This window comes from Arthrobacter sp. UYCu712, assembly GCF_040547005.1.
GTDB lineage: Bacteria > Actinomycetota > Actinomycetes > Actinomycetales > Micrococcaceae > Arthrobacter.
In genome coordinates, this window is the sequence record NZ_JBEPOZ010000004.1 from 241,314 (window position 1) to 267,014 (window position 25,701).

Sequence of the window (25,701 nt, forward strand, 5' to 3'; positions counted from 1 at the left end):
CCTGGGGGAATTCCTTGAGCTATCCGCAATATCCACAGCAGCACCAGCAGGCGTGGCAGGCCGGTGAGCCCCCGCTGGGGGCCCCGTACTACGGCGCTCCGCTCCCGGCCGCGGTCAAACGCTTCTGGAAGAAGTACACCGCGTTCTCCGGGCGGGCGAGCCGCAGCGAATACTGGTGGTGGACCCTCATTGCGGTCATCATCAGCATCGTCCTGCAGATTGTCCTCACAGTGGCCGGCGCGGCCGGGGCAACCACCACCGCCTCCGGAACCATGCCGGGCCCGGGCGCCATTCCGGTGATCATCATCATGGTGGTGTGGGGCCTTGCCACCATCATCCCCTCGATTGCCCTGACGGTGCGGCGCCTTCACGACGCCAACTTCAGCGGCTGGCTGTACCTCCTCGTCCTGGTGCCGTTCCTTGGCGGCCTCGCGGTGCTGGTCATGACGATCCTGCCGGCGAACCCGGCAGGCCAGCGGTTCGACAAGCCAGTCAGCCACTAACGGCGCCAAGCCCGCCGGGCCGGCACCAATTGCCCTATCAGAAGGCCCCGCCGTCACTGACGGCGGGGCCTTCTGATAGTCCGGGACCATGGATGGACTGGATGGGGGCCTTTTCCTGCATGATGGAGAGGAGACACCGGCAGCCCACCACCGCGTCGCCGCAGGGCGCCGGGAACCGGCCGCCCGGACCCGTTCACCCCATTTTGAAACGAGGAACACCATGTCGCTGAAAGAGCGCCTGAAAGAAGACGTCGTCGCCCATATGAAGGCCGGCAACAAGACCGCCCTGACGACGGTCCGCAATGTCCTGGGCGAGATCAGCACCCGGGAGAAGTCCGGCAAAGCCCCTGTGGAGCTCGACGACGCCCAGGTAACCTCGCTGCTGCAGAAGGAAGCCGCCAAACGCCGCGACACCGCCCGCATCTACACCGAAGCGGGCGAGCCGGACCGGGCCGCGGCAGAGGTTGCCGAAGCGGAGATCATCGAGGCATACCTGCCCAAGGCGCTCACCCGTCAGGAGGTCGAGGCGATCGTCGACGAGGCGATCGCCGCACTGAAGGCGGATGGCCAGGAGCTGTCGATGCGCTCGATCGGGCTCGTGATGAAACCTGTCACCGCCAAAGTTGCCGGCCGGTTCGACGGCAAGACCGTCAGTGAGATTGTCCGGAGCCGGCTGGCATAACCAGCCGCAGCCCCCTCGCAGGACCCGCACAGCTACGGCGTGCGGGTCCTGTTGTCCACGGGCGGCTGGTAGGGTCTGCGCATGGATGAAAATTTGGGGAAGTTCATCGACAATTTTGCCGAGCTGGTGCAGCTTGCACAGTCGGGGCAGCACCGGGGCAAGGCGGGAACGCAGGTGCTGACCGTGCTCACGGAGCATCTGGCGCTGCCGGCAGAAACGCTGTCCGTGGTGGTGGAAGAGATTCCGCCGCACCGGTTCGTCGACGCAGACATTTTGATGGCTGAGCTCGCGGGAGAGGATGCCGGTTTCCGGTTGGTCGGCATCGGCGGGGGAGACCAGCGCCACCACCAGTCGTTGAGCGACATGTTGCAGCAATCCCGCTTCTACCCGCAGTTCCCGCTGTCCCAGCCGGACTACACCAACCTCGCTGTGGGCCCGGACGAGCAGCGGCAGGCGGTCGCCCTGGGGCTGTGGCTGTTCCGCTTCGGCGGCGCCCCGGTCGCGGTACTCCAGCGGGACGCCATCCCCCGGTACGGGCGGCAGTCGGCCTCCCTCGAAGTCCTGGCAGGCGCTACGCCCGACGCTGCGGGCTTCCTGTCCGAGTTCCGCCGGCGGATGCAGCACCGCAGTGTCCTGAAGGGACAGGTCATTTCCCTGGTCATGGGCGAGTATGGTCCCAGCGCGGCCGGGGTGACCTTCCATGCCCGGCCGGCCCTCGCCGCGTCCGATGTCATCCTCCCGGACGGCCTGCTGCAAAAGGTGTCGGATCACGCCCTGGGTATCGCCAGGCACCGGGATACGCTGAACCGCCACGGCCAGCACCTCAAGCGCGGGATCCTGCTCTATGGCAAGCCGGGGACGGGCAAAACCCACACCGTGAAGTATTTGTTGAGCCAGAGCGAAGGCACCACCGCAATCCTGCTGTCCGGGGGATCACTGGCCAGAATCTCGGAGGCTGCAACGATGGCCCGGGCCTTGCAACCCTCCATCGTGGTCCTGGAGGACTGCGACCTCATCGCCGAGGACCGGAGCTTTGGGCACGGACCCCAGCCGCTGCTGTTTGAGGTGCTGGACGCCATGGACGGACTGGATAACGACGCCGACGTTGCGTTCGTCCTCACCACCAACCGTGTGGACATGCTCGAACGCGCCTTGGCGCAGCGGCCCGGGCGGGTCGACCTGGCCGTGGACATTCCCCTCCCGGCCCGGGGCGAACGCATCCGGCTCGTGGACCTGTACGCCCACGGGATTCCGTTCAGCACCGGTGCGGTAGAGGACGCGGCACAGCGCACGGAAGGCACGTCCGCCTCGTTCGCCCGTGAACTCGTCCGACGCGCGGTTGTTGCCGCCGCATTGGAAGGACTACCGGTCGCGGACAGTCACCTGGGCGCGGCGGTGGACGGGCTGATGGCCGACGGCGAGGCGCTCACCCGGAGCCTTCTCGGCAGCGGCGCAGGCATCGAAGGGGGCGGCCCCGCCGGTCCCTTCCCGGGCGGGCCGGGCTTCGGCGGGCCGTTCCCGGGCGGGCCGTTCCCGGGCGGGCCGTTCCCGGGCGGGCCCTTCCCCGGCGGTCCGGACTTCGGCGGCACCATGTCATACTCCGGCGGGAACTAGCGCCACATCCGGGAATACGGGAGCCGGCCCCAACCGGGACACAAAAAAACGCCCTGGAATCCTCGGATTCCAGGGCGTTTCCTGTTGTGCGCGGAGGGGGACTTGAACCCCCACCCCCTTTCGAGGACTAGCACCTCAAGCTAGCGCGTCTGCCATTCCGCCACCCGCGCAGGTGGTATTTCGGAGAAGTTTTCCGCCTTTCAGCGTTTCGCTTTTCTCCGAAGCAGCGAGAAAGACTCTAGCATGAAGTTTCCGGAAACAAATAATCGGGGCTTGTGGGTAGGCTGAAGCCAGTAATCAGCCCCCGCCGCAAGGAGTGCCCCATGACTGAAATCCGGCCCGAGGACGAAGTTGTCAGGATCTGCCAGGAACTGATCCGGATCGACACCTCCAACTACGGCGACAGTTCCGGCCCGGGGGAGCGTGCGGCGGCCGAATACACGGCCGGGCTCATGGCCGAGGTCGGGCTCGACGCCGAAATCTTCGAATCCGCTCCCGGCCGTGCCAGCGTGGTGACCCGGCTCTCGGGGGAGGACCCCTCCGCCAGCGCCCTCGTGGTCCACGGGCACCTGGACGTCGTTCCGGCCCTTCGTGACCAGTGGTCCGTTGATCCCTTCGGCGCGGAATTTAAAGACGGCCTGATCTGGGGCCGCGGCGCCGTCGACATGAAGGACATGGACGCCATGATCCTTTCTGTGCTGCGGAACTTTGCCCGCACCGGCCGGAAACCCAAGCGGGACCTGATCTTCGCGTTCTTCGCCGACGAGGAAGCCGGCGGCAAATACGGTGCCGGGTACGCCGTCGACAAACGCCCGGAACTGTTCGAGGGCGCCACGGAAGCGATCTCCGAAGTGGGCGGCTTCTCCGCCACCATTGGCGGCCAGCGCACCTACCTGCTGCAGACCGCCGAAAAGGGCCTTTCCTGGCTCCGGCTCGTGGCCCACGGCCGGGCGGGCCACGGCTCGCAGATCAACACGGACAACGCCGTGACGCGGCTGGCAAGCGCCGTCTCGCGGATCGGTGAATACAAGTGGCCCGTGGAGCTGACGCCCACCACGCGGCAGTTCCTGGACGGAGTGACGGAACTCACGGGGGTTGAGTTCGATCCCGATGATCCGGACAAGATCCTCAAGGAGCTCGGCACCGTCGCCCGTTTTGTCGGGGCAACGCTGCAGAACACCACCAACCCGACACTCCTGAAGGGCGGCTACAAGCACAACGTCATCCCCGAGTCTGCCGAGGCCCTGGTCGACTGCCGGACGCTGCCCGGCCAGGAGCAGCAGGTCCTGGAGATCGTCCGGGAACTCGCCGGCACCGGCGTGGATGTGAGCTACGTCCATAACGACGTCTCGCTGGAGGTTCCCTTCGCCGGAAACCTCGTGGATTCGATGATCGACGCCCTGCACTCCGAGGATCCCGGCGCCAAGGTCCTGCCCTACACGCTCTCCGGCGGCACGGACAACAAGTCGCTGAGCCGGCTCGGCATCACCGGCTACGGCTTCGCCCCGCTCCAGCTGCCCGACGAACTGGATTTCACCGGCATGTTCCACGGCGTGGACGAACGTGTCCCGGCCGAGTCGTTGAAATTCGGCGCGAGGGTGCTCGACACCCTGCTGACCAACTACTGAGCCAGCCCGGACCTTGAGCACCGACAGCCCGACGGCCACTATGGACCCCGCCGAAATCCTTCCGGAGTCCCTGCTGGACCGGATCCGCGGCCGGGCCGCCGGCTATGACCGGGACAACGCGTTCTTCCACGACGACCTGGACGAGCTCGCCGCGGCAGGGTACCTGAAGATCTTCGTTCCGGCCTCCGAGGGCGGCCTGGGACTCGGACTCGCGGCGGCGGCCCATCTCCAGCGGCGGCTCGCCACGGCGGCCCCGGCCACGGCGCTGGCGATCAACATGCACCTCGTGTGGACCGGCGTCGCGCACGTCCTGGCCGCCCGCGGCGACTCCTCACTCGGATTCGTGCTCGAGGAAGCCGCCCGCGGGGAGATCTTCGCCTTCGGGAACTCTGAAGCGGGCAACGACTCGGTGCTCTTTGACTCCCGCACCGACGCGGTCCCGCAGCCGGACGGGGGCTACTCCTTCACCGGCCGCAAGATCTTCACGAGCCTCTCGCCGGCGTGGACCCGGCTCGGCATCTTCGGAAAGGACCCGGCGGCGCGGGACGGCGAGGGGGAACTGGTGCACGGCTTCATCACTCGGGACACTCCCGGATACCGGATCCTCGACGACTGGGACACCCTGGGCATGCGGGCCAGCCAGTCGAACACCACGGTGCTGGACGGCGCCGTCGTGCCGGCGGACCGGATCTTCCGGAAACTGCCCGTCGGACCCAACGCCGATCCGCTGATTTTCGCGATCTTCGCCTGCTTCGAGACCCTGCTCGCAGCCGTGTACACCGGGATCGGCGAACGCGCGCTGCAGCTGGGAGTCCAGGCGGTCAAACGCCGCACCTCGCTAAAGAACGGCGGACGCAGCTACGCGCAGGACCCGGACATCCGCTGGAAGGTCGCGGAGGCGGCGATGGCCATGGACGCGCTCTACCCCCAGCTCTCCCGCGTGGCGGCCGACGTGGATGAACTGGCCGAACACGGCAGCCAGTGGTTCCCGCAACTGGTGGGGGTCAAGGTCCGGGCGACGGAGACGGCCCGCACCGTGGTGGATTTGGCCATCCGGGTGTCCGGCGGCTCAAGCTACTTCCGCGGTTCAGAGCTGGAACGGCTGTACCGCGACGTGCTGGCGGGGATGTTCCACCCGTCCGACGACGAATCGGCGCACAACACCGTGGCGAACGCCTGGCTGGGTCCGCTGGAAACGACCTGAAAGCGAAGCTGGACGGCCGGCTGTGCCGCTCTTTGCCGGAGCGGTGGCGCTAGACGGTCCGCTGGACCTGGATGACCTTCCGGCGGAGCCAGAAACGCCGACCGCCGCCCAGGTAGAGCACGCTGCGCTCCAGTTCCCACTTGCCGTACTCGGAATGTTCCACGAGGCGGCGGCGTGCTTCGGACAGGGAATCGTCAGGACTGACAGTCAGTACGAGGTACTCGTACTGCTTCAGGTAGTCCCGCTCCCGCCGGACTGAACTGCTCAGAAAATGTTCCTTCATTGCTCTCCATTTTCGTCCTTTTCCGACTAACGTGAAGTCATGAGCATCGATCCGCGTGTCGCGCTGCAGTCCCTGACCGCCGCCCTGGAGGAACATCTGACCGCCGCCGCGTCGCGCCGGGGCGATGGGGACCCCGCGGTCGAGGCGGCGTTTTTTGCCGTTGCTGACGCCTTTGAAGTCTACGACGACTCCCTCTACGAAGCGTATGGCGAAGTTACCCCGCTTGAGGTGATCGACGACGACAGCGACGAGGACGATGAAGAAGACGTCGACGACGAGGAAGACCTTGAAATCCTCCAGGACTGAACCCGGCAGGACTGAACCCGGCAGGACTTAACCCGGCAGGCCGGGTGGTGAGGATCCGGTCAGGTGGGGTTGGACACGTCTTCCAGCGCCTTCGCAATCTCCGGCGGCAGCGGCGCCAGGGTGGCATCCAGCACTTCCTTGAGCTGCACCGGGTTCCGGGCGCCCACAATCGCGGTGGCGACGCCGTGCTGTGACAGCAACCAGCTCAGGGAGACATCGAGCGCTGTCCGGCCCAGTCCCTTGGCCGCCATCGCCACGGCCTCCACCACGCTGGAAGCGGCACCCTCAAGGTACGGCTCCACATAGCTGGCCAGCCGCGAATGCGCCGCCCGGGAGTCCGCAGGGATGTGCCCGCGGTATTTGCCGGTCAGCACGCCGCGGCCCACCGGACCCCACGCCATCAGGCCTAGTCCGGCGTCCTCGACCGCCGGGATCAGCTCCGCCTCCGGGGTCCGGTGCACCAGCGAGTATTCCGACTGGTTCGCGACGAGCGGGAAGCCGGCGACGGCGGCCGCCTTGGCTGTCTGCCAGCCGTTGAAGTTGGAGACGCCCGCGTACCGGGCACGGCCGGAACGGACCGCAAACTCCAGCGCGGACAGTGTTTCCTCCAGCGGGACATTGGGATCCCAGGCCTGGGCGAACCAGATGTCCACGTAGTCGGTGCCGAGCCGGGCGAGGCTCGCGTCCAGCCCGGAGAGCATCCCGTTCCGCGAGGTGTCAACGCTGCGCCGGCTGTCCGGCGTCGAAAGGCCCGCCTTCGTGGAGATGACCACCTCGGACCGTGCCACGACGTCGCCGAGCATCCCGCCGAGCATGGCCTCGGCCTGTCCGCCGGCGTACGAGGCGGCGGTGTCGATCAGGGTGCCGCCCGACTCCACAAAGGTGCGGAGCAGTGCGGAGGCATCCTGCTCATCGGTCTCCCGGGCCCAGGACATGGTGCCAAGGGAAAGGGCGGACACGCGCAACCCACTGTTGCCGACATAACGCTGCTGCATGTCAGCTAGCTTACGGGGATTCGGAATGGTTCATGACGTAGGGTCTATAAACGTGAACTGGTTTGAAGCGGCCCTGCTGGGCCTTGTCCAAGGCCTGACAGAATTCCTTCCGATTTCTTCCAGCGCCCACCTGCGGATTGTCGGCTCGTTCCTGCCGGGTGCGGCCGATCCCGGCGCGGCGTTTACCGCCATCACCCAGCTGGGCACCGAAACCGCCGTGATCATCTACTTCCGGCACGACATCGTGCGGATCGTGAAAGCGTGGTTCGGCTCGCTCCGGGGCAAAGTCTCCCGGCAGGACCCGGACGCGCGGATGGGCTGGCTGGTGATCCTGGGCAGCCTGCCGATCATTGTCCTCGGATTGCTGTTCCAGGACCAGATCGAGTCCGTGCTCCGCAGCCTGTGGATCGCGGCGACCACGCTGATCGTCTTCGGACTGTTCCTGGCCGTCGCCGACGCAATCGGGCGCCAGGACCGCGACCTCACACAGCTGACCTACAAACACGGTCTCCTGTACGGCCTCGCCCAGGCGATGGCACTGATCCCCGGGGTTTCGCGCTCCGGCGGCACCATCACCGCCGGTCTCCTGATGGGCTACACCCGGGAGGCCGCGGCCCGGTATTCCTTCCTGCTCGCCATCCCTGCGGTGTTCGGCAGCGGCTTGTACCAGCTCTACAAGGTGGTCTCCAAAGAGGGCATCACGGGCCCGTACGGACTGCCGGAAACCGCGCTGGCCACCGTCATCGCCCTCGTGGTGGGCTACGTGATCATCGGTTGGTTCCTAAAGTATGTCTCGACCCGCAGCTACCGCCTGTTCGTCTGGTACCGGATATTCCTGGGCCTGGCGCTGTACCTGCTGCTCGGTTTCAATGTCATCAGCGCCTAGCACTAGGCTTGGTCTGTGAAATCCTGGATCTCCCGCCCTGTTCCCCAGCTCCCGGGCAGCATGCCTGCCCTCCGCCTTTTCGACACCGTCATAGGCGGAATCGTCACCCTGGAGGCCACGGGTGAACAGTCCATGTATGTCTGTGGCATCACCCCCTATGACGCCACCCATATGGGTCACGCGGCCAGCTACGTGGCCTTCGATCTCCTCAACCGTGCCTGGCGCGACGGCGGCCAGCAGGTCTCGTACGTCCAGAACGTGACCGACGTCGACGACCCCCTGCTGGAGCGGGCGACGGCCACCGGCGTCGACTGGCGCGATCTTGCGGCGAGCCAGATCGAACTCTTCCAGACCGATATGGAAGCCCTCAACGTCCTCGCTCCGGACCACTATGTGGGCGCGGTCGAATCGGTGCCCACGATTGTGCCCGCGATCGAGCGGCTCGTGGAACTGGGCCTCGCGTACCGGGTGGCCGGCACCGGCGGCGAGCCGGACGGCGATGTCTACTATGACGTCGAAGCCGCCGGGAAGCACGCCGCCGAGGCCACGGACGCCTGGACCCTCGGTGCCGTATCCCGCCTGACCGACGCCGAGATGCTCGAGCTGTTCGCCGAACGCGGCGGGGATCCCGGCCGCGCCGGCAAGCGCCAGGCTCTGGATCCGCTGCTGTGGCGGGTTGCCCGGGCAGGGGAGCCCAGCTGGCCCGGCGGCGGACTGGGGGAGGGGCGCCCCGGCTGGCACATCGAATGTACCGTCATCGCGCAAAAGTACCTGCCCGCCCCGTTCACCGTGCAGGGCGGCGGCTCGGACCTGATCTTCCCCCACCACGAGATGGGGGCAGGCCACGCGTACTCCCTGGCCGGGAAACCGCTGGCACGCCACTTCACCCATTCCGGCATGGTGGGCCTCAACGGCGAGAAGATGAGCAAGTCCAAGGGCAACCTGGTGCTCGTGTCCCGGCTGCGCGCCGACGGCGAGGATCCGGCCGCGATCCGGCTCGCCATCCTCGCCCACCACTACCGCACGGACTGGTCCTGGACCGGCGAGGGATTCGCCGAGGCCAAAAACCGGCTCCGTACGTGGCGTGAGGCCCTAGCCGTGGCTCCCGCAGGCTCGGCGGCCGCGCTCGTGGCCGGTGTGCGCGGTGCGCTGTCCGACGACCTGGATGCCCCCGGCGCGCTCGTCGCCGTGGACGAATGGGCCCGGACTGCCCTCGACGGCGGCGGTACCGGCGCTGCCGGTGACGCCGCGCTGGTCAGCGACGCCGTCGACGCGCTCCTCGGCGTCGAACTGTAACCGGAAGCTTCGCTAGGGCTTGTCCTTGCCGCGGCGCTTGAGGTAGCGCTCGAACTCCCGGGCGATCGACTCGCCGCTTGCCTCGGGGAGGTCGGCGGTGTCCTTGGCCTCCTCCAGCTGGCGGACGTAGGCCGCGATTTCCGGGTCCTCGGTGGCGAGCTCGTCGACGCCCCGCTCCCAGGCGTCAGACTCCTCGACGAGTTCGGTGGTGTCCAGCGGCACCTGGAGCAGTTCCTCGATCCGGTGCAGCAATGCCAGCTGGGCCTTCGGCGAGGGCGCCTGGGCGACATAGTGCGGCACGGCGGCCCACAGCGACACTGTGGGAAGCCCGGCCAGCAGCGCCACCTCGGCAAGCACTCCGACAATACCCACCGGTCCTTCGTACTGCGAGGCCTCGAGGTCCATACGCTCGCGCAGGGCGTTGTCGTCCGTGGACGCGCTGACGGGGATCGGCCGGCTGTGCGGCACATCGGCGAGCAGGGCCCCCACCAGGATCACGTAGTCCACGTGGAGGGCCTCCGCGTGGACCAGCAGTTCTGCCGTGTAGGCACGCCACTTGTAGGACGGCTCCGTGCCCTGGACAAAGATGACGTCCACGTTGGAGTCCGGAACACTGGCTTTGAAAATCCTGGTGGACGGCCACTTGATCTTGCGTTCACCGGATGAGGTCCGCCGGATGGTGGGCCGGGTGAACTGGAAGTCGTAATACTCATCGGCGTCGATCGTGCCGGCTTTCTTCCCGCCCCAGAGTTTGTTCAGGTAGCGCAGGGCATCGCTTGCGGCCTCGCCGGCGTCGTTCCAGCCCTCAAAGGCGGCAAGCATCACGGTGATGCGCTGGCCCGCGGGCACCGGCTGCAGGAGCCGTTCCGGCTCGGGCACGCCGCCCGCTTCCGTGGTGTCTGCCTCGAAGCTATTCATTTCTTCACCCTACGTCCAAGGACCCGGCACACGCATGGAACGAAGCGCCGCAAATCTGGCCCCGCACGCTGAAATCCGCTCCGCTGGGGGCCGTTCAGCGCCGGATATTCGCCGTGGGCGTAGTAACGGGTGCCGAATCAGGGCCGCACCGTAGACTTGGGGGCATGCGATCCTCAGCTGCCCCGTCCCCCCTGAAAGCCGCGTTATGGGACATGGATGGCACCATCGTCGACACCGAGGCGTACTGGATGGAAGCCGAACACAGCCTCGTCGCGGCCCACGGCGGACAGTGGTCGCACGACCAGGCACTGCAGCTCGTCGGCCAGTCCCTGGTGGTCTCGGCAGGGATCCTGCAGGAGGCCGGCGTCAAGCTGGGGCGCCGCGAAATCATCGACACCCTCACCGGGCACGTGATCAGCCGCGTCCGGACGTCCGTGCCCTGGCGGCCGGGCGCCCGCGAACTGCTCGATGAGCTCCACACGGCCGGAATCCGCTGCGTCCTCGTGACCATGTCCGAGGCCCCGCTGGCCCGCGAGATCGTCGCCAGCCTGCCGGAACCGTACTTCGAATTCCTCGTCACGGGAGACATCGTCACCCAGGGCAAGCCGCACCCCGAGGCCTACTTGACGGCCGTGGACCTCCTGCGGGAACTGGATCCCGAACTCGGAACGGAGCACTGCGTGGCGCTCGAGGACTCGGCGCCGGGCGTGGCCTCGGCGTTGGCGTCCGGCGTCACCACCGTGGCCATTCCGCACATCGTGCCGTTACCTGACGATCCCCGCCGCGCCACCTGGGGCACCCTGGCCGGACGCACCGTGGCCGACCTCGAAGAGCTTGTCGCGCTCCGCCAGGAGTTTCCGGACGCCACCTTCGGGCTGGAACCCGCCACCACCGGAACCGCAGCCCGTGCCTGACACCGAGACCCAAGGACCGCCGGTGAAATCTGAGGCATCCCGCAAAGAGGGGATCCAGCTGGGCCGGATCGCCGGCATCCCGGTGGTGCTTTCCTACTCCTGGTTCATCATCGCGGGCTTCACCGTGATCGTCTACGGCCCCGTCCTCGAGCGGAACAACGCCGACCTGGGCGTCGCCGCCTACTTCGTGGCCTTTGCCTACGCCGTGCTGCTGCTGATCTCGGTGCTCGTACACGAACTCGCACACGCGCTGACCGCCAAGATCTACCACTGGCCCACCGAGAAAATCGTCCTCAATCTGTGGGGCGGGCATACCCAGTTCGAGAGTTTCACCGCCTCCCCGGGCCGTTCTGTCCTGGTGGCCCTGGCCGGGCCCGCCGCCAACTTCGTCCTGGCCGGAGGCGGCTGGGTACTGCTCACCACCGGACACCTCAGCGGCGTGGCGGACATCCTGGCCAACATCTTTGTCTGGGCCAACCTGCTGATCGGCATCTTCAACGTCCTTCCCGGGCTGCCACTGGACGGCGGCCGGCTGGTCGAATCAGCCGTCTGGAAGGCAACCGGCAGCCAGGAGAAGGGCACTGTTGCCGCCGGCTGGAGCGGCCGGATCATCGTGGTCGCCCTCGTGGTGTGGTTCGTCGCGCTGCCCTTGCTCAGCGGTGAGCGCCCGGACATTTCGCTGATGCTCATCACGGTCCTCGTCGGCGGTTTCCTCTGGATGGGCGCGACAGCGTCGATCCAGCAGGCACGCCTCCGGGGCAGACTGCATTTCGTGGAGGCCGGCGCCCTCGCCGAGCCCGCGGTCGGCCTTCCCGCAAGCGCCACGGTCGAGGAACTGCTGAACCTGGCACCCGTCTCCACCGTGCGTCCGCGGCCCGCCGTCGTCTTGTGCGGTCCGGACGGCCGCCCTGTGGCCGTCGTCGACAACGGCGCTGTCGCCCTGGTGCCCCCAATGGCCGCTGCCACTACGCCGCTCACGGCCGTTTCCTACGCCCTCGGCGCCGGCGCGTACGTCCCCGAATGGTCCCGCGGGCAGGAACTGCTCGAGTATTTGGCCCAGCTCGACGGCCAGGAGTACGCAGTGGTCAACCGGGATGGAGCCGTCACCGGCCTGCTCCGGCAGTCGACCGTCCTGAAGGCCCTCACGGGCAAGGCTCCCGGCGGCAGCGGGCGTCCGGACGGCCGGAACGGGTAGAGTTACCTGCCGGCCGTGATTTTCCGGCCCCGGGCGCAATGCCTTGGGCACGGGCCAGCCGGGCCGCCGGCAGATCCGCGGCCACACAGCTTTACAGGAGCGAGGAAACTTCATGAGCAGCGACACCGCCGCCAACACCAACCCGACCGGCCCCGGCGCAGCCGGGACGGCTGCCAGCACCGCTGCGCGACCGGCCGCCGCCACGGCGCCCGTCGGCGCCGCCCGCCGCCGCGGCCCGTTCCGCGAGGGCGAGCGTGTGCAGCTCACCGACGAACGCGGCCGGATGAACACGATCAGCCTGGAAGCAGGCGGCGCCTTCCACACCCACCGCGGCTTCCTGAACCACGACGAGATCATCGGCCGGCCGGACGGCTCCGTCGTGGTCAACAACGTCGGCCAGCAGTACCAGACCCTGCGGCCCCTGCTCTCCGACTTCGTGCTGTCGATGCCCCGCGGCGCGGCAGTTGTCTACCCCAAGGACGCCGGCCAGATCGTGACCATGGCGGACATCTTCCCCGGCGCCCGCGTCGTGGAGGCCGGGGTCGGCTCGGGTGCGCTGTCCATCTCGCTGCTGCGCGCCGTGGGGGACAGCGGCTACCTGCACTCCTTTGAACGCCGGGAAGAATTCGCCGACATTGCGCGCGGCAACGTCGAGACGATCTTCGGCGGCCCGCACCCGGCCTGGCAGATCTCGATCGGCGACTTCCAGGAGCAAGTTCTCCGCGCGGAGGCGCCGGGCTCCGTGGACCGTGTGGTCCTGGACATGCTCGCGCCGTGGGAATGCCTTGACGCTGTCGCCACCGTCCTCGCTCCCGGCGGCGTGTGGATCAATTATGTCGCCACTGTGACACAGCTGTCCCGCACGGCCGAAGCCATCCGTGCAGACGGCCGCTTCACCGAGCCCGATGCCTGGGAATCCATGGTCCGCGGCTGGCACCTGGAAGGGCTGGCCGTGCGTCCGGACCACCGGATGGTCGCCCACACCGGCTTCCTCCTTGTCACGCGCAGGCTGGCCGACGGCGTCACCGGCATCTCCGTCAAGCGCCGCCCCTCCAAGACCGACTTCAACGAAGAGGACGTCAACGCCTGGACGCCCGGTGCCGTGGGGGAGCGGGCAGTCTCGGACAAGAAGCTGCGCCGTGCCGCCAGGGACGCCATCGCGGGAACCAATGTCAAGGATGATCCGGAGATTACGAACTAGTCCGTATTTCGGAAGTCTTCAGCAGCACCCGGCTTCTTGGGGCTAATGTCTAAATAGAAGCGCAGGAAGGGGCTGATTCACGATGGTGACTCCGAACACGGACCCGGGCCGCACACCGGCAGACGACGCAGAGGCAGGAGGGGCAGCAGGGTATTCGGCCTCGGCACAGGGTGCCGAGGGCGACCGCTATGCCGCCAACGAACTGTCCGTGGCAGAGCGGCAGGTCAATATCCTCCGGGACAAGCTCCGGCATATTGACCGCCAGCTCGCCGCCGCGACGCAGAACAACTCCAAGCTCGTGGGCATGCTGGAGGCCGCGAAGACGGAAATCCTCCGGCTCAAGAGCGCCCTCGACCAGGAGGGCCAGCCGCCCTACAGCTTCGGCACGGTGCTGCAGCTGAACCCGAAACGCCTGCCCACGGCAGGCAACAGCGGGCAGGCAGCCACCGAGGAATCGGTGGACATCTTCAATGCCGGCCGCAAGATGCGGGTCGGGATCAGCCCGCTGGTGAACATGAACCAGCTCGCGGTGGGCCAGGAAGTGCTGCTCAACGAGGCACTGCTGGTGGTGGCGGGCCTCGGCTACGAGCGGGCCGGTGACCTCGTCACGCTCAAGGAAATGCTCGGGGCGGACCGCGCCCTCGTGGTGGGCCGCGCTGACGAGGAACGCGTCATCCGGCTCTCCGGTGCCTTGCTGTCCCAGAATCTCCGGGTGGGCGATGCCCTCTCCATCGACTCCCGCACGGGCTACGGTCTCGAGAAGATTCCGCGCTCCGAAGTGGAGAACCTGGTCCTCGAAGAGGTCCCGGACATCACCTACCAGGACATCGGCGGCCTCGGGCCCCAGATCGAGCAGATCCGCGACGCCGTCGAACTGCCGTTCCTGCACCCGGACCTGTACCGCGAGCACGGGCTGAAGGCACCCAAGGGCATCCTTCTGTACGGTCCGCCGGGCTGCGGCAAGACGCTGATCGCCAAGGCGGTCGCCAACTCCCTCGCGGCCCGGGCAGCGGAGCGCACCGGCAAAACCGACATGAAGAGCTACTTCCTGAACATCAAGGGACCGGAGCTCCTCGACAAGTACGTCGGCGAAACCGAACGGCACATCCGGCTGATCTTCGCCCGCGCCCGGGAGAAGGCCTCCGAGGGCAGCCCGGTGGTCGTCTTCTTCGACGAAATGGATTCCCTGTTCCGCACCCGCGGCACGGGCATCTCCTCCGACGTTGAAACCACCATCGTCCCGCAGCTCCTGAGCGAGATCGACGGCGTGGAACGTCTCGACAACGTGATCGTCATCGGCGCCTCCAACCGGGAAGACATGATCGATCCGGCCATCCTGCGGCCCGGCCGGCTGGATGTGAAGGTCAAGATCCAGCGGCCCGACGCCGAAGCCGCGGCGGACATCTTCCAGAAGTACATCACCGTGGACCTGCCCTTCCACCAGTCCGACCTCGCCGAACACGACGGCGATGTGCAGGCCACCGTGGACGCGATGGTCCAGCGCACCGTCGAGGCCATGTATTCGACCGACAAGTCCAACGAATACCTGGAAGTGACGTACGCCAACGGCGACACGGAAATGCTGTACTTCAAGGACTTCAACTCCGGGGCCGTGGTGCAGAACGTCGTGGACCGGGCCAAGAAGTACGCGATCAAGGACCTGCTCACCGTCGGGCAGAAGGGGATCCGGATCGACCACCTGCTGCGGGCCGTCGTGGACGAATTCCGCGAACACGAGGACATGCCGAACACCACCAACCCGGATGACTGGGCACGGATCTCGGGCAAGAAGGGCGAGCGCATCACATACATCCGCACCATCGTCCAGGGCAAGGCGGGCCAGGAGCCCGGGAAGGCGATCGAGACGATGCCCAGCACAGGGCAGTACCTGTGACGGGACCAGTGACCGGCCGGCCGGCCGACGCTTCCGGCGGCCTGCCCGCGGGTGGCGCCATGCGGGTGATGGGCTCGGAGACGGAATACGGCATCCACGCGCCCTCCGCGCCGGGGGCGAACGCCACCATGATGTCGGCCCGGGTGATCCAGGCCTACGCCCAGGTGACGCGGCAGCGTGCCGCCGGCGGTGCCGAGACCCGCTGGGACTACACCGACGAGGAACCGCTGCACGACGCCCGGGGCTGGACCCTTGAGCGCGCCGCCGCCGACCCGGAGCAGCTCACCGACCAGCCGCCGGTCCTCGACGCCGAGGCGGTTGCCCTCGCCTACGGCCGGGCGGAACTGGACCACGACGGCGAGGACGAGTCCGGGACGCTGCTGATGAACATGGTGCTGGGGAACGGCGCCAGACTCTACGTCGACCACGCCCATCCCGAGTACTCGAGCCCGGAGGTCACCAACCCGCGGGACGTCGTCGCCTGGGACGCCGCGGGCGACCTCGTGGCCCTGGCCGCGGTGCGCCGGCTGGCAAGCGATCCGGAGCTGCCGCCGATCAACCTCTACAAAAACAACACCGACAACAAATCGGTGTCCTACGGCTCCCATGAGAACTACCTCATGCCCCGCTCCGTCCCCTTCGGGGACATCGTCCGCGGCCTGACGCCGTTCTTTGTCACCCGACAGATCATCTGCGGCTCCGGCCGGGTCGGCCTGGGCCAGGACAGCTCCCGGCACGGTTTCCAGATCAGCCAGCGCGCGGATTTCTTCGAGACGGAAGTGGGCCTTGAGACCACCATCCGCCGCCCCATCATCAACACCCGCGACGAACCGCATGCCACCGCCGACAAGTACCGCCGGCTCCACGTCATCATCGGCGACGCCAACCTCAGCCAGGCGTCCAACTACCTCAAGTTCGGCACCACCGCGATGGTCCTGAGCCTGATCGAGGCCGGACTGGCCCCGCGCCTGGAAGTCCACGAACCGGTCGGGGCGCTCCAGGCCATCAGCCATGACACCTCGCTCACGGCCACGCTGCGCCTGCTGGACGGCCGCCGGATCACCGCCCTGGACCTGCAGTGGATCTACTATGAGGCCGCCGCCAAGCACGCCCAGGACACCGGCGTAGCCGATGCCGTGGACGGTGACGGGCATACTCACGCCGTGCTGGAACGCTGGTCGGCGACGCTGACCGAGCTGGGCAGCGACCGCGCTGCCGCCGCGTCGTCTGTGGAGTGGCTTGCCAAGCTGTCCCTGCTCGAAGGCTACCGGGAACGCGACGGGCTGGACTGGAACAGCGCCCGGCTTGGTCTCGTGGACCTGCAATGGGCCGATATCCGGCCGGAGAAGGGCCTCTACTACCGCCTCCTCGCCCGGGACCGGATGAAGCGGATCGTCGACGACGCCACCATCCAGCGGGCCGTGACCGAACCGCCGCCGGACACCCGCGCCTTCTTCCGGGGACGCTGTGTCAGCCGCTTCGGATCCGACCTGGTCGGTGCCAGCTGGGACTCCGTGATCTTCGATGTGCCCGGCCGCGGGAGGCTGCAGCGGGTCCCCACCCGGGAGCCGCTGCGCGGGACGGAGGCCCTCACCGGCGCCCTGTTTGCGAGGCACCGCGAGGCCGGTCCGTTCCTCTCGGAGCTTCTGGGGCTCGCCCCGGGTTCGTGAGGACAAAGTGCCCCGTCAGGGCCCCGGGCGTGGCAATATTGCTTACAGGATGTCCCTGGCAAAAGGGACGGACAGAAGGAGAAAACAATGGCAGGCCAGGAGCAGCAGAAGCCGCAGTCACGCGATACCGAGGTTGACGAGGACGTCCCCGCCGCCCCGCCCGCACCGGCGGAAGGACAGGCATCAGCCGCCACGCAGGGCGTGGACGATCTGCTCGATGAGATCGACGGCGTGCTTGAATCCAACGCCGAGGAATTCGTCCGTGCCTTCGTCCAAAAGGGCGGCCAGTAGGGCCGCGGTGCGGCCGCCGGTCGGGCGGCACCGGGCTCGAGGAACTCGTTGATCCACACCACGTTGAGGGAGCGCATCAGTGCAGGAAACAACAGCCAACCAGGTAGCAGCCAACGCGACGTCGTCCTTCACCGAGCACCTGCAACGCGAACGGCCCGATCTACTGCCTCTTGGCCATGTGACCCTCGGCCAGCTGACCTTCGGCCGGCTTCCGTCCGGCGATCTGCCGAATGTGTCGCACGCCGCCGCACCGCTCCAGGTGCCGCACGGGACGACGATCGTCGCCCTCAGCTACGCCGGGGGTGTGCTGATGGCGGGGGACCGGCGCGCCACCATGGGCAACGTCATCGCCAGCCGGCACATCGAAAAAGTCTTCCCGGCGGACCAGTACTCCGTGCTGGGCATCGCCGGGACCGCCGGGATCGCGCTCGACATCACCCGGCTGTTCCAGGTGGAACTCGAGCACTACGAAAAGATTGAAGGGACCCTGCTGAGCCTGGAAGGCAAGGCCAACCGGCTCGGCGCGATGATCCGCGGCAACCTCCCGATGGCCATGCAGGGACTCGCCGTGGTGCCGCTGTTCGCCGGGTTCGACCGGCCCGCCGGCATCGGACGGCTCTTCTCCTATGACGTCACCGGCGGGCGCTACGAGGAACAGGAACACCACACTGTGGGATCCGGGTCCATGTTCGCCCGCGGCGCGCTGAAGAAACTCTGGCGCCCCAACCTCGCCGAACAGGACGCCGTGGCCGTCGCCGTCGAAGCGCTCTACGACGCCGCCGACGACGACTCCGCCACCGGCGGCCCGGACCCCGTCCGGCAGCTCTGGCCGGTGGTGTACATCGTGAACCGCTCCGGTGCCTCCCGGATACCGGACCGTGAACTCGCCGAGGTGGCGGGCAGGATCATAGAATCAAGGGCCATAGCCCAGCGGGAGGCCTGAGATGACGCAGCAGTTCTACGTATCGCCCGAACAGCTGATGAAGGACCGTGCGGATTTCGCCCGGAAGGGCATCGCCAGGGGCCGCTCCGTCGTCGTCATCAGCTGCCGGGAAGGGATCGCCCTCGTGGCGGAAAACCCCTCACCGTCGCTGCACAAGATCGGCGAGATCTACGACAAAATCGCCTTCGCCGCCGTCGGCAAATACAACGAGTTCGAAAGCCTCCGGCAGGCGGGCGTGCGGTACGCGGACGTGCGCGGCTACTCGTACGACCGGGAGGACGTCACGGCCCGGGGGCTGGCCAGCGTGTACGCCCAGAGCCTGGGCGCCGTCTTCACGGCCGAGCAGAAGCCGTTCGAAGTCGAGCTCGCCGTGGCCGAGGTCGGCACCGGCCAGGACGAGGACCACCTGTACCGGCTGACGTTCGACGGATCCATCGCCGACGAGAAACGGTTCGTCGTCATGGGAGGCCAGGCGGAGAAAGTCGCCGAGGCCGTCGGGGCCGGCTGGCAGAGCGAACTCGACTTCGCCGGCGCCATCCGGCTCGCCCTGGCGGCGCTCGTGACGGACAAGGAAACCGCCACCCTGCCGGCGTCGGCTGTGGAAGTGGCCGTACTGGACCGCGGTTCGGAAAGCAGGCGCGGCACCCGCCGCGCGTTCCGCCGCCTGGACGACGACGACATCGTGGCATTGCTCGCTGAGGAGGACTGAGATGGACAAGCGAATTTTCGGCATCGAAACCGAGTTCGGGATTTCCTATTCGAGCCCGGAGTCGCGCCCGCTGGCTCCCGAGGAAGTGGCCCGCTACCTGTTCCGGAAAGTGGTCAGCTGGGGACGGTCCTCCAACGTGTTCCTGACCAACGGCTCCCGTCTGTACCTCGACGTCGGCTCGCACCCGGAGTACGCCACGGCCGAATGCGACGATCTCGCCCAGCTGATAGCGCACGACCGCGCCGGTGAACTGATCCTGGACGACCTCGTCGATGAAGCCCAGGAGCGGCTCGCGGCCGAGGGGTTCAACGGCACCGTGTACCTGTTCAAGAACAACACCGACTCGGCCGGCAACTCCTACGGCAGCCACGAGAACTACCTCATTCCGCGGCGCGGGGAGTTCTCCCGGCTCGCGGAAATCCTGATCCCGTTCCTCGTCACGCGCCAGCTCATCGCGGGGGCGGGCAAGATCCTGAAGACCCCGCACGGGGCCACCTTCGCGTTCTCGCAGCGGGCCGATCACATCTGGGAGGGCGTCTCCTCTGCCACCACCAGGTCCCGGCCCATCATCAACACCCGGGACGAGCCGCACGCCGACGCCGAGTTCTACCGCCGGCTGCACGTCATTGTGGGCGACTCCAACATGTCCGAGACCACGGCACTGCTCAAGGTCGGCACCGTGGACCTGATCCTGCGGATGATCGAGGCAGGGGTGATCATGCGCGACATGAGGATGGAGAACCCGATCCGCAGCATCCGCGAAATCTCCCATGACCTGAGCGGCCGGGCGCTGGTCCGGCTGGCCAACGGCCGGCAGCTCACCGCCCTGGAGATCCAGCGCGAATACCTGGGTAAAGTCACGGCCTTCGTGGCCGAACACGGCGCCCACAATCCCCACGTCCCGCTGATCCTGGATCTGTGGGAACGCACGCTCGACGCGATCGAAAGCGGCAACACCAGCACCATCGACACCGAGGTGGACTGGGCGATCAAAAAGAAGCTGATGGACAATTACCGCGAACGGCACGGGCTGGGCCTCGATGCCCCCCGGATCGCGCAACTGGACCTGACCTACCACGACATCTCCCGTACCCGCGGGCTGTACTACCTGCTGCAGTCCCGCGGCGCCGTACGCCGCGTGGTGGACGACACCGCGGTCAAGGACGCGGTGGACGCGCCGCCGCAGACCACGCGGGCCAAACTCCGCGGTGACTTCGTCCGGCGCGCGCAGGAACTCGGCCGTGACTACACCGTGGACTGGGTGCACCTGAAGCTCAACGACCGCGCCCACCAGACCATTCTCTGCAAGGATCCGTTCCGCAGCGTCGACGAGCGGGTGGATGCGCTGCTGGACTCTATGGGCTGATACCCAGCTTTCCGCGTTATTCTGGTAGCGGCCGTCCAACGGCCAGTGCTTTCTTTGCCGCTGGAAACCGCGCGGCATTGCGTCCATCCTGCCTCGACGAAAGTTTTTAAGTGCGCCGACTACTAGCAATTCTTCTCCCCGGGCTGCTGCTGCTGACCGCTTGCGGCGGCGGCGAACCCCCCGCCCCGGAGCCCACCAGCCAATCCGCGGGCGAGACCGCGAAACTGGACTCCGTTGAGCTGACGGAGAACGGCGACAAGAAGGCCCCCGGCGTAAAGTTCACTCAGCCGCTGGACGTCACGGAACCCACCGTCAAGGTGATCAAGGAAGGCAGCGGCGAACGGGTCAAGGCCAACCAGATCGCTGAGATCTCCATCCTCGCCCTCAGCGGCGCCGATGGTTCCACCCTCGAAGACACCTTCGCCGGCGATCCCGAGCCGCTCGAACTGAACGAGGAGCTCAAGACCAGCAGCGCCGTCATCTACAACGCCTTTGTGGGCGCCAAGATCGGCTCCCACCTGGCTCTCGCCGTTCCGGGCAAGGCCGCGGCCGAGGGCGCCGAAGCCCAGCCGACCCAGCTCCTGGTTGTTAAGGTGCTCTCCGCCAAGGAGGCCCCGAAGGTCATGGACAAGCCCGAAGGCGACGCCGTCACCCCGCCGGCAGGTCTGCCCACGGTCAAGGAAAACGACAAGGGCATCCCCGAGATCTCCGTCGCCGGTGTAGCCGCCCCGACCGCCCTCGTGTCCCAGGAGCTCATCAAGGGCACCGGACCCGTGGTCAAGGAAACCGACACCCTCACCGTCAACTACGTTGGCGTGACCCTCACCGAAGGCAAGGTGTTCGATTCCAGCTTCGACCGCGGCGAGAAGGCCACCTTCCCGCTCACCGGCGTCATCAAGGGCTGGACCCAGGGCCTGGCCGGCAAGACTGTCGGCTCCCGCGTCCTGCTGGTCATCCCGAAGGACCTCGCCTACGGTGACGAAGGCCAGGGCGAAGCCAAGGGCGACCTCGTCTTCGTCGTCGACATCCTCGGCGTCAAGTAACAACACCACCCCAAGTCACGTAATAAGGAGCAACCATGTCATTTGGACAGCGCAACATCGACCGCCAGAAGCCGGAAATTGACTTCCCCGCGGGCGACGTTCCCACCGAACTCGTTATCACCGACCTCATCGAGGGCGACGGCGCCGAAGCCACGACCGGCACCACCGTCTCCGCCCACTACGTCGGCGTGGCCTGGTCCACCGGCGAAGAATTCGACGCGTCCTGGGGCCGCGGCGCACCGCTGGACTTCCGGGTCGGCGTCGGCCAGGTCATCCAGGGCTGGGACCAGGGCCTGCTCGGTATGAAGGTCGGCGGCCGCCGCCGCCTGGAAATCCCGTCCGAGCTGGCTTACGGCTCCCGCGGCGCCGGCGGGGCCATCGGCCCGAACGAAGCCCTGATCTTCGTCGTCGACCTCGTCGCCGTCCGCTAAGAATTTCAGCGGGCCTCGTAGCGGCCGTCCTTACAGACAGGCCGTTCCGAATTACAAAGCGCGGTAACAATCGGAAAAGTACTTCCGGCTGTTGCCGCGCTTTGGTCATTTTCCGGCACGGACTTTAGTAGCCTTGCGGGGTGTCAGCCTCACGTACAGAACGCCTCCTGAACCTGCTCATCGCCCTGCTCAACACCAAGTACGGGCTTCGCCGCGGTGAGCTGCGCGACAAGGTCTACCACGACACCACCAGCAGCGGCGTCGCCTTCGGGCGGATGTTCGAACGGGACAAGGGCGAGCTGCGCCACTTCGGCTTCGAAGTCGAGACGGTGACGGACAAGGGCTGGGGCTCCGATGACCCCGCCACCACCCGGTACCGGATCGGCAAGGAATCCAACCGCCTGCCGGACGTCAGCCTCACCCCCGAAGAGTGCACGGTCCTGATCCTGGCCGCGCAGCTCTGGGAACACGCCGCACTCGGCTCCGCCGCCCTGGACGCGGTGCGCAAACTCCAGGCAGCCGGCGGTCTTCCCGACGCCGAACTCCCCGCCGGCGTCCAGCCGCGCATCCGTCCCGCCGGGCAGGCCTTCGAGGACCTCGTCGCCGCCATGCACGCCCAGCACCCGGTCAGCTTCCGCTACCTTGCCGGCAGCACCGGGAAAGAAGAGGACCGGCTCGTGGAGCCCTGGGGCCTGGGCAGCCGCTTCGGCCAGTGGTACCTGGTAGGGCACGACCGGACCCGCTGGGACAAACGCTTCTTCCGGCTCTCCCGGCTGACGTCGGCCGTGACCGTACTGGAGAAGGCGTCCTTCGCCCCGCCGGCCGGTTTCAACGTCCGCGCCGAGCTTGCCGGGCTCGCGGAGCTGCCGGTCCGCACCGCCGTCGTCGATGTCCAGCACGGCAGGCTGCGGGGACTGCGGAAACGGGCCGCGCCCGGCCCGGCGGACGGCCTGGCGGAACCCGGAGCGAAGCAGCCCGACGCCGGCCGCGACCGGTTCGTGGTGCCGTTCCGGGACGCGGAGACGTTCGGCGAGGAGCTCGCCTCCTACGGACCCCGGGTGAAGGTCGTGTCCCCGCCCGAGCTGGTCACCGCAGTGCGCCGCCGGCTGGCAGCCGCGGCGGACTTCGCCGCCGCGCCGGTCCCGCCGATCAGTTTCCCGGAGGCCGGTCCGGCCAAGCGCGGCCGGAAGCGCACCTCCGAGGACCAGCTCAAACGGATGCTCCAGCTGGTCCCGTTCCTCGTGCACAACCAGGGCCTGCACATCAGCGACGTCGCCGCCCGGTTCGGCATCACCCGTAAGGAACTCGAGGAGGACCTGCGGATCCTGATCTGCTCGGGCCTGCCGGAGGGTTACCCGGACGACCTGCTTGACATCCAGTGGGACGATGACCACGTCTTCATCACCCAGGACCTGGACCTCAAGCCCGTGCGCTTCACCGTGGAGGAAGCCTGTGCGCTCCTCACCGGGCTGGAGACCCTCAACGGCCTGCCGGAACTCGCCGAGGGCACCGCCCTGGAGTCCGTGACGGTCAAACTCATGGCAGCGGCCGGAGAGCAGGGCCTTAAGGCAGCCGCCATCAGCGGCCCCGAGGTGGGACCGGGCAACTCCGCCGCACTGGAAGCAGCAGGGGCAGCCATCCGCTCCGGCGCGCAGTTGCGGATCCGCTACTTCTCCCCGCAGAGGGACGCAGTGTCAGAACGCGACGTGGATCCGCTCCGGCTCTATTCGTTGGACAACACCTGGTACCTCGAGGCGTACTGCCACTCCGCGCACGGCCTGCGCAACTTCCGGCTCGACCGGATCGAGGAGCTGCACCCCAACGGCCGCCCGGTCGCCGCGCCGGCCATGCCGGCCGGGAGTTTCCCGGTCAAGCTTTTCACGCCGAACGACGACGATACCGTCGTGGTGGTCCAGTTGACCCGCCAGGGCCTCGGGCTCGCCGAGGACTATTACGCCGAACGGACGGCGGCCCTGCCCGACGGCGGCATGCTAGCCGAGATCCGGTTCGGCAGCCCCGACTGGCTGCCGATGTTCGCCGCCCAGCATGGCGGCACCGCCAGGATCCTGCAGCCGGCTGTTCTTGCGGACAGCGCCCGGGCGTGGGTGGACGCCGCCCGGGCCCAATATGAAGACCCGGCACTGCGCCAGCTAGACTGATCAGCATGCCTTGGTGGTCCTGGATCGTAATCTGGATAGCGCTCGTCGCGCTCTCCCTGCTGTTCTTCGTTGTGCTCGGAGCGCGCTTGTTCCGGCAGTTCATGACCACGGTCAAGGAACTCGGCGAAGCGGGGGACCGGTTCGGCCAGCTGCCGTCCGGCCCCACGGCCTCCGGTCCAGCCGCGGTTCATGACGGCCAGGAAGACCCGGATGGCGCCGACGCGGCGACACCCTCGCCCGCAGCACCCGGCTCCGCCGTTTTTGCCTCGCCCGCCCAAATGCGGCACGATTACCACGCATCCAAACTGTCCCGACAGGAAGCCCGCCGCCGGCGGCGCGTCCAGCGCAAGACGGACCATGACCAGCCCCAGCGGCTGCGCGACATCGGATTCAGTTAGACATAGGATGTATTCAAACGAAAGGACCTCTTGTCATGAGGCTTGAAGGCTGGCATCTCATCATCATCATCGTTCTGGCATTGGTGCTTTTCGCGGCTCCAAAGCTCCCCGGCATGGCACGCAGTCTGGGCCAGTCGATGCGTATTTTCAAGTCGGAAGTCCGCGAAATGAAGAAGGACGGCAACACCGACGCAAAGGATGATTCCGACGCCGTCGAAGGCCGGGTCGTGAACCACCCGCGGACGGCCGGCACGGAAAGCCGTCCGGCAGAAGGAACCGACGTTCCGCCCCCGAACCGCGCCTAAGTACACATGGCAGTAACCATGGGCGGTCGGTCGAACCCCGAGGGGCGGATGGCGCTCCTTGACCATCTGAAAGAGCTGCGGAACCGACTCTTTAAATCGGCGATCGCCGTCGTTCTGGGAACAGTCGTCGGTTTCCTCGTCTATCAGCCGATGCTGGCAGCGCTGATCAAGCCGATCCGCGACCTCAATGAGCACGAAGGCCGGCAGGCCACCCTGAACTTCGACGGAGTGGCGAGCTCCTTCGACCTGATGATCCAGGTGTCCGTGTTCCTCGGCCTCATCGTCGCCAGCCCCGTCTGGCTGTATCAGCTCTGGGCGTTCATCGTCCCCGGCCTGCACAAGAAGGAACGGCGCCTGGCCCTGTCGTTCGTCGCCGCCGCCGTCCCACTGTTTGTCGGCGGCGTGCTGCTGGCCTGGCTGGTGCTCCCGAACGCGGTCCGCGTCCTGACCGATTTCACCCCGTCCGGGGGATCCAACTTCATCAGCGCCCAGGTGTACCTGTCCTTCGTCCTGCGCCTGCTGCTGGCCTTCGGCATCGCCTTCCTGCTGCCGGTGGTCCTGTTCGGCCTCAATCTGGCCGGCCTGGTCAAAGGCAAGCAGCTCGTCAAGAGCTGGCGCATCACGGTGTTCCTGGTCTGCCTCTTCGCAGCCATGGCCGCCCCCGGAGCCGATGCCATGAGCATGTTCTACCTGGCCGGACCCATGCTGGCACTCTTCTTCGCCGCGATCGGCCTCTGCCTCCTCAATGACCGCCGCCGGGAACGGCGCGAGGTCAAGCGCGCAGCGGAGACCGAGGCCACAGCGGACCAGGGAACTCCCAGCAGCGAGCTGGAGAATCTCTAGCCGTTCGCGCACTAGGCTGGAAGC

Annotated in this window: 26 protein-coding genes and 1 tRNA gene; 23 read left to right on the forward strand and 4 right to left on the reverse strand. The window is 67.2% G+C overall.

Annotated features, from left to right (window positions below; translation table 11 throughout):
* Positions 1–14 precede the first annotated feature (14 nt).
* The 3 genes from ABIB51_RS06420 (at position 15) to ABIB51_RS06430 (ending at position 2,799) form a co-directional block, all read left to right on the forward strand.
* Positions 15–503, forward strand: a complete 489-nt coding sequence (locus ABIB51_RS06420) for a DUF805 domain-containing protein (protein WP_354186587.1) — start codon at positions 15–17, stop codon at positions 501–503.
* Positions 504–723: 220 nt separating this feature from the next.
* Positions 724–1,185, forward strand: coding sequence for a GatB/YqeY domain-containing protein (locus ABIB51_RS06425; RefSeq protein WP_354186589.1), 462 nt, complete (start codon positions 724–726; stop codon positions 1,183–1,185).
* An 81-nt stretch (positions 1,186–1,266) separates the two neighbouring features.
* Positions 1,267–2,799 carry an AAA family ATPase gene (locus tag ABIB51_RS06430; RefSeq protein WP_354186591.1) on the forward strand — a complete coding sequence of 511 codons (1,533 nt, stop codon included), beginning with the start codon at positions 1,267–1,269 and terminating at the stop codon, positions 2,797–2,799.
* An 87-nt stretch (positions 2,800–2,886) separates the two neighbouring features.
* Here the strand turns inward: ABIB51_RS06430 and ABIB51_RS06435 are convergent.
* Positions 2,887–2,969: transfer RNA gene (locus tag ABIB51_RS06435), tRNA-Leu, on the reverse strand.
* 153 nt (positions 2,970–3,122) lie between these two features.
* On the opposite strand from ABIB51_RS06435, the gene ABIB51_RS06440 reads away from it, so the two are divergent.
* The gene (locus tag ABIB51_RS06440) at positions 3,123–4,427 is read left to right on the forward strand and encodes a M20/M25/M40 family metallo-hydrolase (protein ID WP_354186593.1); all 1,305 of its coding nucleotides are present in this window, start codon (positions 3,123–3,125) and stop codon (positions 4,425–4,427) included.
* Between the two features lie 40 nt (positions 4,428–4,467).
* Positions 4,468–5,631, forward strand: a complete 1,164-nt coding sequence (locus tag ABIB51_RS06445; RefSeq protein WP_354186701.1) for an acyl-CoA dehydrogenase family protein — start codon at positions 4,468–4,470, stop codon at positions 5,629–5,631.
* A gap of 49 nt (positions 5,632–5,680) precedes the next feature.
* Here ABIB51_RS06445 and ABIB51_RS06450 read toward each other — a convergent pair whose 3' ends face one another.
* Positions 5,681–5,914, reverse strand: a complete 234-nt coding sequence (locus tag ABIB51_RS06450; protein WP_354186595.1) for a DUF5703 family protein — start codon at positions 5,912–5,914, stop codon at positions 5,681–5,683.
* Positions 5,915–5,953: 39 nt separating this feature from the next.
* Here ABIB51_RS06450 and ABIB51_RS06455 point away from each other — a divergent pair, with 39 nt between their 5' ends.
* Entirely contained in the window at positions 5,954–6,220 is a 267-nt protein-coding gene (locus tag ABIB51_RS06455; protein ID WP_354186597.1) for a hypothetical protein, read from the forward strand.
* 59 nt (positions 6,221–6,279) lie between these two features.
* Here the strand turns inward: ABIB51_RS06455 and ABIB51_RS06460 are convergent, their stop codons facing one another.
* Positions 6,280–7,215 carry an aldo/keto reductase gene (locus tag ABIB51_RS06460; RefSeq protein WP_354186599.1) on the reverse strand — a complete coding sequence of 312 codons (936 nt, stop codon included), beginning with the start codon at positions 7,213–7,215 and terminating at the stop codon, positions 6,280–6,282.
* Between the two features lie 52 nt (positions 7,216–7,267).
* On the opposite strand from ABIB51_RS06460, the gene ABIB51_RS06465 reads away from it, so the two are divergent.
* Both ABIB51_RS06465 and mshC read left to right on the forward strand, forming a co-directional pair.
* Positions 7,268–8,101: an undecaprenyl-diphosphate phosphatase gene (locus ABIB51_RS06465; RefSeq protein ID WP_354186601.1), complete on the forward strand. Its 834-nt coding sequence runs from the start codon at positions 7,268–7,270 to the stop codon at positions 8,099–8,101.
* 15 nt (positions 8,102–8,116) lie between these two features.
* On the forward strand, positions 8,117–9,397 hold the full coding sequence (gene mshC / locus ABIB51_RS06470; protein WP_354186603.1) for a cysteine--1-D-myo-inosityl 2-amino-2-deoxy-alpha-D-glucopyranoside ligase: 1,281 nt from the start codon (positions 8,117–8,119) through the stop codon (positions 9,395–9,397).
* A gap of 12 nt (positions 9,398–9,409) precedes the next feature.
* Here the strand turns inward: mshC and ABIB51_RS06475 are convergent, their stop codons facing one another.
* Entirely contained in the window at positions 9,410–10,315 is a 906-nt protein-coding gene (locus tag ABIB51_RS06475; protein WP_354186605.1) for a PAC2 family protein, read from the reverse strand.
* A 164-nt stretch (positions 10,316–10,479) separates the two neighbouring features.
* Between ABIB51_RS06475 and ABIB51_RS06480 the strand changes: the two genes are divergently transcribed.
* The 15 genes from ABIB51_RS06480 to tatC all read left to right on the forward strand — a co-directional run bounded on the left by ABIB51_RS06480 (position 10,480) and on the right by tatC (position 25,677).
* Positions 10,480–11,229 (forward strand): HAD family hydrolase, encoded by a 750-nt coding sequence (locus ABIB51_RS06480; protein ID WP_354186607.1) that lies wholly within the window; start codon positions 10,480–10,482, stop codon positions 11,227–11,229.
* A 22-nt stretch (positions 11,230–11,251) separates the two neighbouring features.
* Complete coding sequence (locus ABIB51_RS06485; protein ID WP_354186609.1) at positions 11,252–12,424, forward strand: site-2 protease family protein; 1,173 nt, start codon at positions 11,252–11,254, stop codon at positions 12,422–12,424.
* 112 nt (positions 12,425–12,536) lie between these two features.
* Positions 12,537–13,625 (forward strand): tRNA (adenine-N1)-methyltransferase, encoded by a 1,089-nt coding sequence (locus ABIB51_RS06490; RefSeq protein ID WP_354186611.1) that lies wholly within the window; start codon positions 12,537–12,539, stop codon positions 13,623–13,625.
* A gap of 82 nt (positions 13,626–13,707) precedes the next feature.
* Positions 13,708–15,519: a proteasome ATPase gene (arc, locus tag ABIB51_RS06495; protein ID WP_354186613.1), complete on the forward strand. Its 1,812-nt coding sequence runs from the start codon at positions 13,708–13,710 to the stop codon at positions 15,517–15,519.
* Between the two features lie 59 nt (positions 15,520–15,578).
* Positions 15,579–17,189 carry a depupylase/deamidase Dop gene (gene dop / locus ABIB51_RS06500; RefSeq protein WP_354186703.1) on the forward strand — a complete coding sequence of 537 codons (1,611 nt, stop codon included), beginning with the start codon at positions 15,579–15,581 and terminating at the stop codon, positions 17,187–17,189.
* A gap of 87 nt (positions 17,190–17,276) precedes the next feature.
* The gene (locus ABIB51_RS06505) at positions 17,277–17,480 is read left to right on the forward strand and encodes a ubiquitin-like protein Pup (protein WP_354186615.1); all 204 of its coding nucleotides are present in this window, start codon (positions 17,277–17,279) and stop codon (positions 17,478–17,480) included.
* A gap of 79 nt (positions 17,481–17,559) precedes the next feature.
* Entirely contained in the window at positions 17,560–18,423 is an 864-nt protein-coding gene (gene prcB / locus ABIB51_RS06510; protein WP_354186617.1) for a proteasome subunit beta, read from the forward strand.
* Between the two features lies 1 nt (position 18,424).
* Entirely contained in the window at positions 18,425–19,132 is a 708-nt protein-coding gene (gene prcA / locus ABIB51_RS06515) for a proteasome subunit alpha (protein WP_354186619.1), read from the forward strand.
* A gap of 1 nt (position 19,133) precedes the next feature.
* Positions 19,134–20,498, forward strand: a complete 1,365-nt coding sequence (gene pafA / locus ABIB51_RS06520; protein ID WP_354186621.1) for a Pup--protein ligase — start codon at positions 19,134–19,136, stop codon at positions 20,496–20,498.
* Positions 20,499–20,608: 110 nt separating this feature from the next.
* On the forward strand, positions 20,609–21,541 hold the full coding sequence (locus ABIB51_RS06525; protein WP_354186622.1) for an FKBP-type peptidyl-prolyl cis-trans isomerase: 933 nt from the start codon (positions 20,609–20,611) through the stop codon (positions 21,539–21,541).
* A gap of 35 nt (positions 21,542–21,576) precedes the next feature.
* On the forward strand, positions 21,577–21,972 hold the full coding sequence (locus ABIB51_RS06530; protein WP_354186623.1) for an FKBP-type peptidyl-prolyl cis-trans isomerase: 396 nt from the start codon (positions 21,577–21,579) through the stop codon (positions 21,970–21,972).
* A 140-nt stretch (positions 21,973–22,112) separates the two neighbouring features.
* A complete protein-coding gene (locus tag ABIB51_RS06535) occupies positions 22,113–24,131 on the forward strand; it encodes a helix-turn-helix transcriptional regulator (protein ID WP_354186625.1) in 2,019 nt (672 codons plus the stop codon).
* 5 nt (positions 24,132–24,136) lie between these two features.
* On the forward strand, positions 24,137–24,529 hold the full coding sequence (locus ABIB51_RS06540) for a hypothetical protein (RefSeq protein WP_354186627.1): 393 nt from the start codon (positions 24,137–24,139) through the stop codon (positions 24,527–24,529).
* Between the two features lie 35 nt (positions 24,530–24,564).
* Positions 24,565–24,834 carry a Sec-independent protein translocase subunit TatA gene (gene tatA, locus ABIB51_RS06545; protein ID WP_354186629.1) on the forward strand — a complete coding sequence of 90 codons (270 nt, stop codon included), beginning with the start codon at positions 24,565–24,567 and terminating at the stop codon, positions 24,832–24,834.
* A 48-nt stretch (positions 24,835–24,882) separates the two neighbouring features.
* On the forward strand, positions 24,883–25,677 hold the full coding sequence (gene tatC, locus ABIB51_RS06550) for a twin-arginine translocase subunit TatC (RefSeq protein WP_354186705.1): 795 nt from the start codon (positions 24,883–24,885) through the stop codon (positions 25,675–25,677).
* Positions 25,678–25,701 lie beyond the last annotated feature (24 nt).

Excerpts from the sequence above, each read along its gene's own strand:
- ABIB51_RS06425 (WP_354186589.1), top strand. The coding sequence starts at position 724 with ATGTCGCTGAAAGAGCGCCTGAAAGAAGACGTCGTCGCCCATATGAAG.
- ABIB51_RS06430 (WP_354186591.1), top strand. The coding sequence starts at position 1,267 with ATGGATGAAAATTTGGGGAAGTTCATCGACAATTTTGCCGAGCTGGTG.
- ABIB51_RS06440 (WP_354186593.1), top strand. The coding sequence starts at position 3,123 with ATGACTGAAATCCGGCCCGAGGACGAAGTTGTCAGGATCTGCCAGGAA.
- ABIB51_RS06445 (WP_354186701.1), top strand. The coding sequence starts at position 4,468 with ATGGACCCCGCCGAAATCCTTCCGGAGTCCCTGCTGGACCGGATCCGC.
- ABIB51_RS06450 (WP_354186595.1), bottom strand. The coding sequence starts at position 5,914 with ATGAAGGAACATTTTCTGAGCAGTTCAGTCCGGCGGGAGCGGGACTAC.
- ABIB51_RS06455 (WP_354186597.1), top strand. The coding sequence starts at position 5,954 with ATGAGCATCGATCCGCGTGTCGCGCTGCAGTCCCTGACCGCCGCCCTG.
- ABIB51_RS06460 (WP_354186599.1), bottom strand. The coding sequence starts at position 7,215 with ATGCAGCAGCGTTATGTCGGCAACAGTGGGTTGCGCGTGTCCGCCCTT.
- ABIB51_RS06475 (WP_354186605.1), bottom strand. The coding sequence starts at position 10,315 with ATGAATAGCTTCGAGGCAGACACCACGGAAGCGGGCGGCGTGCCCGAG.
- ABIB51_RS06480 (WP_354186607.1), top strand. The coding sequence starts at position 10,480 with ATGCGATCCTCAGCTGCCCCGTCCCCCCTGAAAGCCGCGTTATGGGAC.
- ABIB51_RS06490 (WP_354186611.1), top strand. The coding sequence starts at position 12,537 with ATGAGCAGCGACACCGCCGCCAACACCAACCCGACCGGCCCCGGCGCA.
- arc (WP_354186613.1), top strand. The coding sequence starts at position 13,708 with ATGGTGACTCCGAACACGGACCCGGGCCGCACACCGGCAGACGACGCA.
- dop (WP_354186703.1), top strand. The coding sequence starts at position 15,579 with ATGCGGGTGATGGGCTCGGAGACGGAATACGGCATCCACGCGCCCTCC.
- ABIB51_RS06505 (WP_354186615.1), top strand. The coding sequence starts at position 17,277 with ATGGCAGGCCAGGAGCAGCAGAAGCCGCAGTCACGCGATACCGAGGTT.
- prcA (WP_354186619.1), top strand. The coding sequence starts at position 18,425 with ATGACGCAGCAGTTCTACGTATCGCCCGAACAGCTGATGAAGGACCGT.
- pafA (WP_354186621.1), top strand. The coding sequence starts at position 19,134 with ATGGACAAGCGAATTTTCGGCATCGAAACCGAGTTCGGGATTTCCTAT.
- ABIB51_RS06530 (WP_354186623.1), top strand. The coding sequence starts at position 21,577 with ATGTCATTTGGACAGCGCAACATCGACCGCCAGAAGCCGGAAATTGAC.
- ABIB51_RS06540 (WP_354186627.1), top strand. The coding sequence starts at position 24,137 with ATGCCTTGGTGGTCCTGGATCGTAATCTGGATAGCGCTCGTCGCGCTC.
- tatA (WP_354186629.1), top strand. The coding sequence starts at position 24,565 with ATGAGGCTTGAAGGCTGGCATCTCATCATCATCATCGTTCTGGCATTG.
- tatC (WP_354186705.1), top strand. The coding sequence starts at position 24,883 with ATGGCGCTCCTTGACCATCTGAAAGAGCTGCGGAACCGACTCTTTAAA.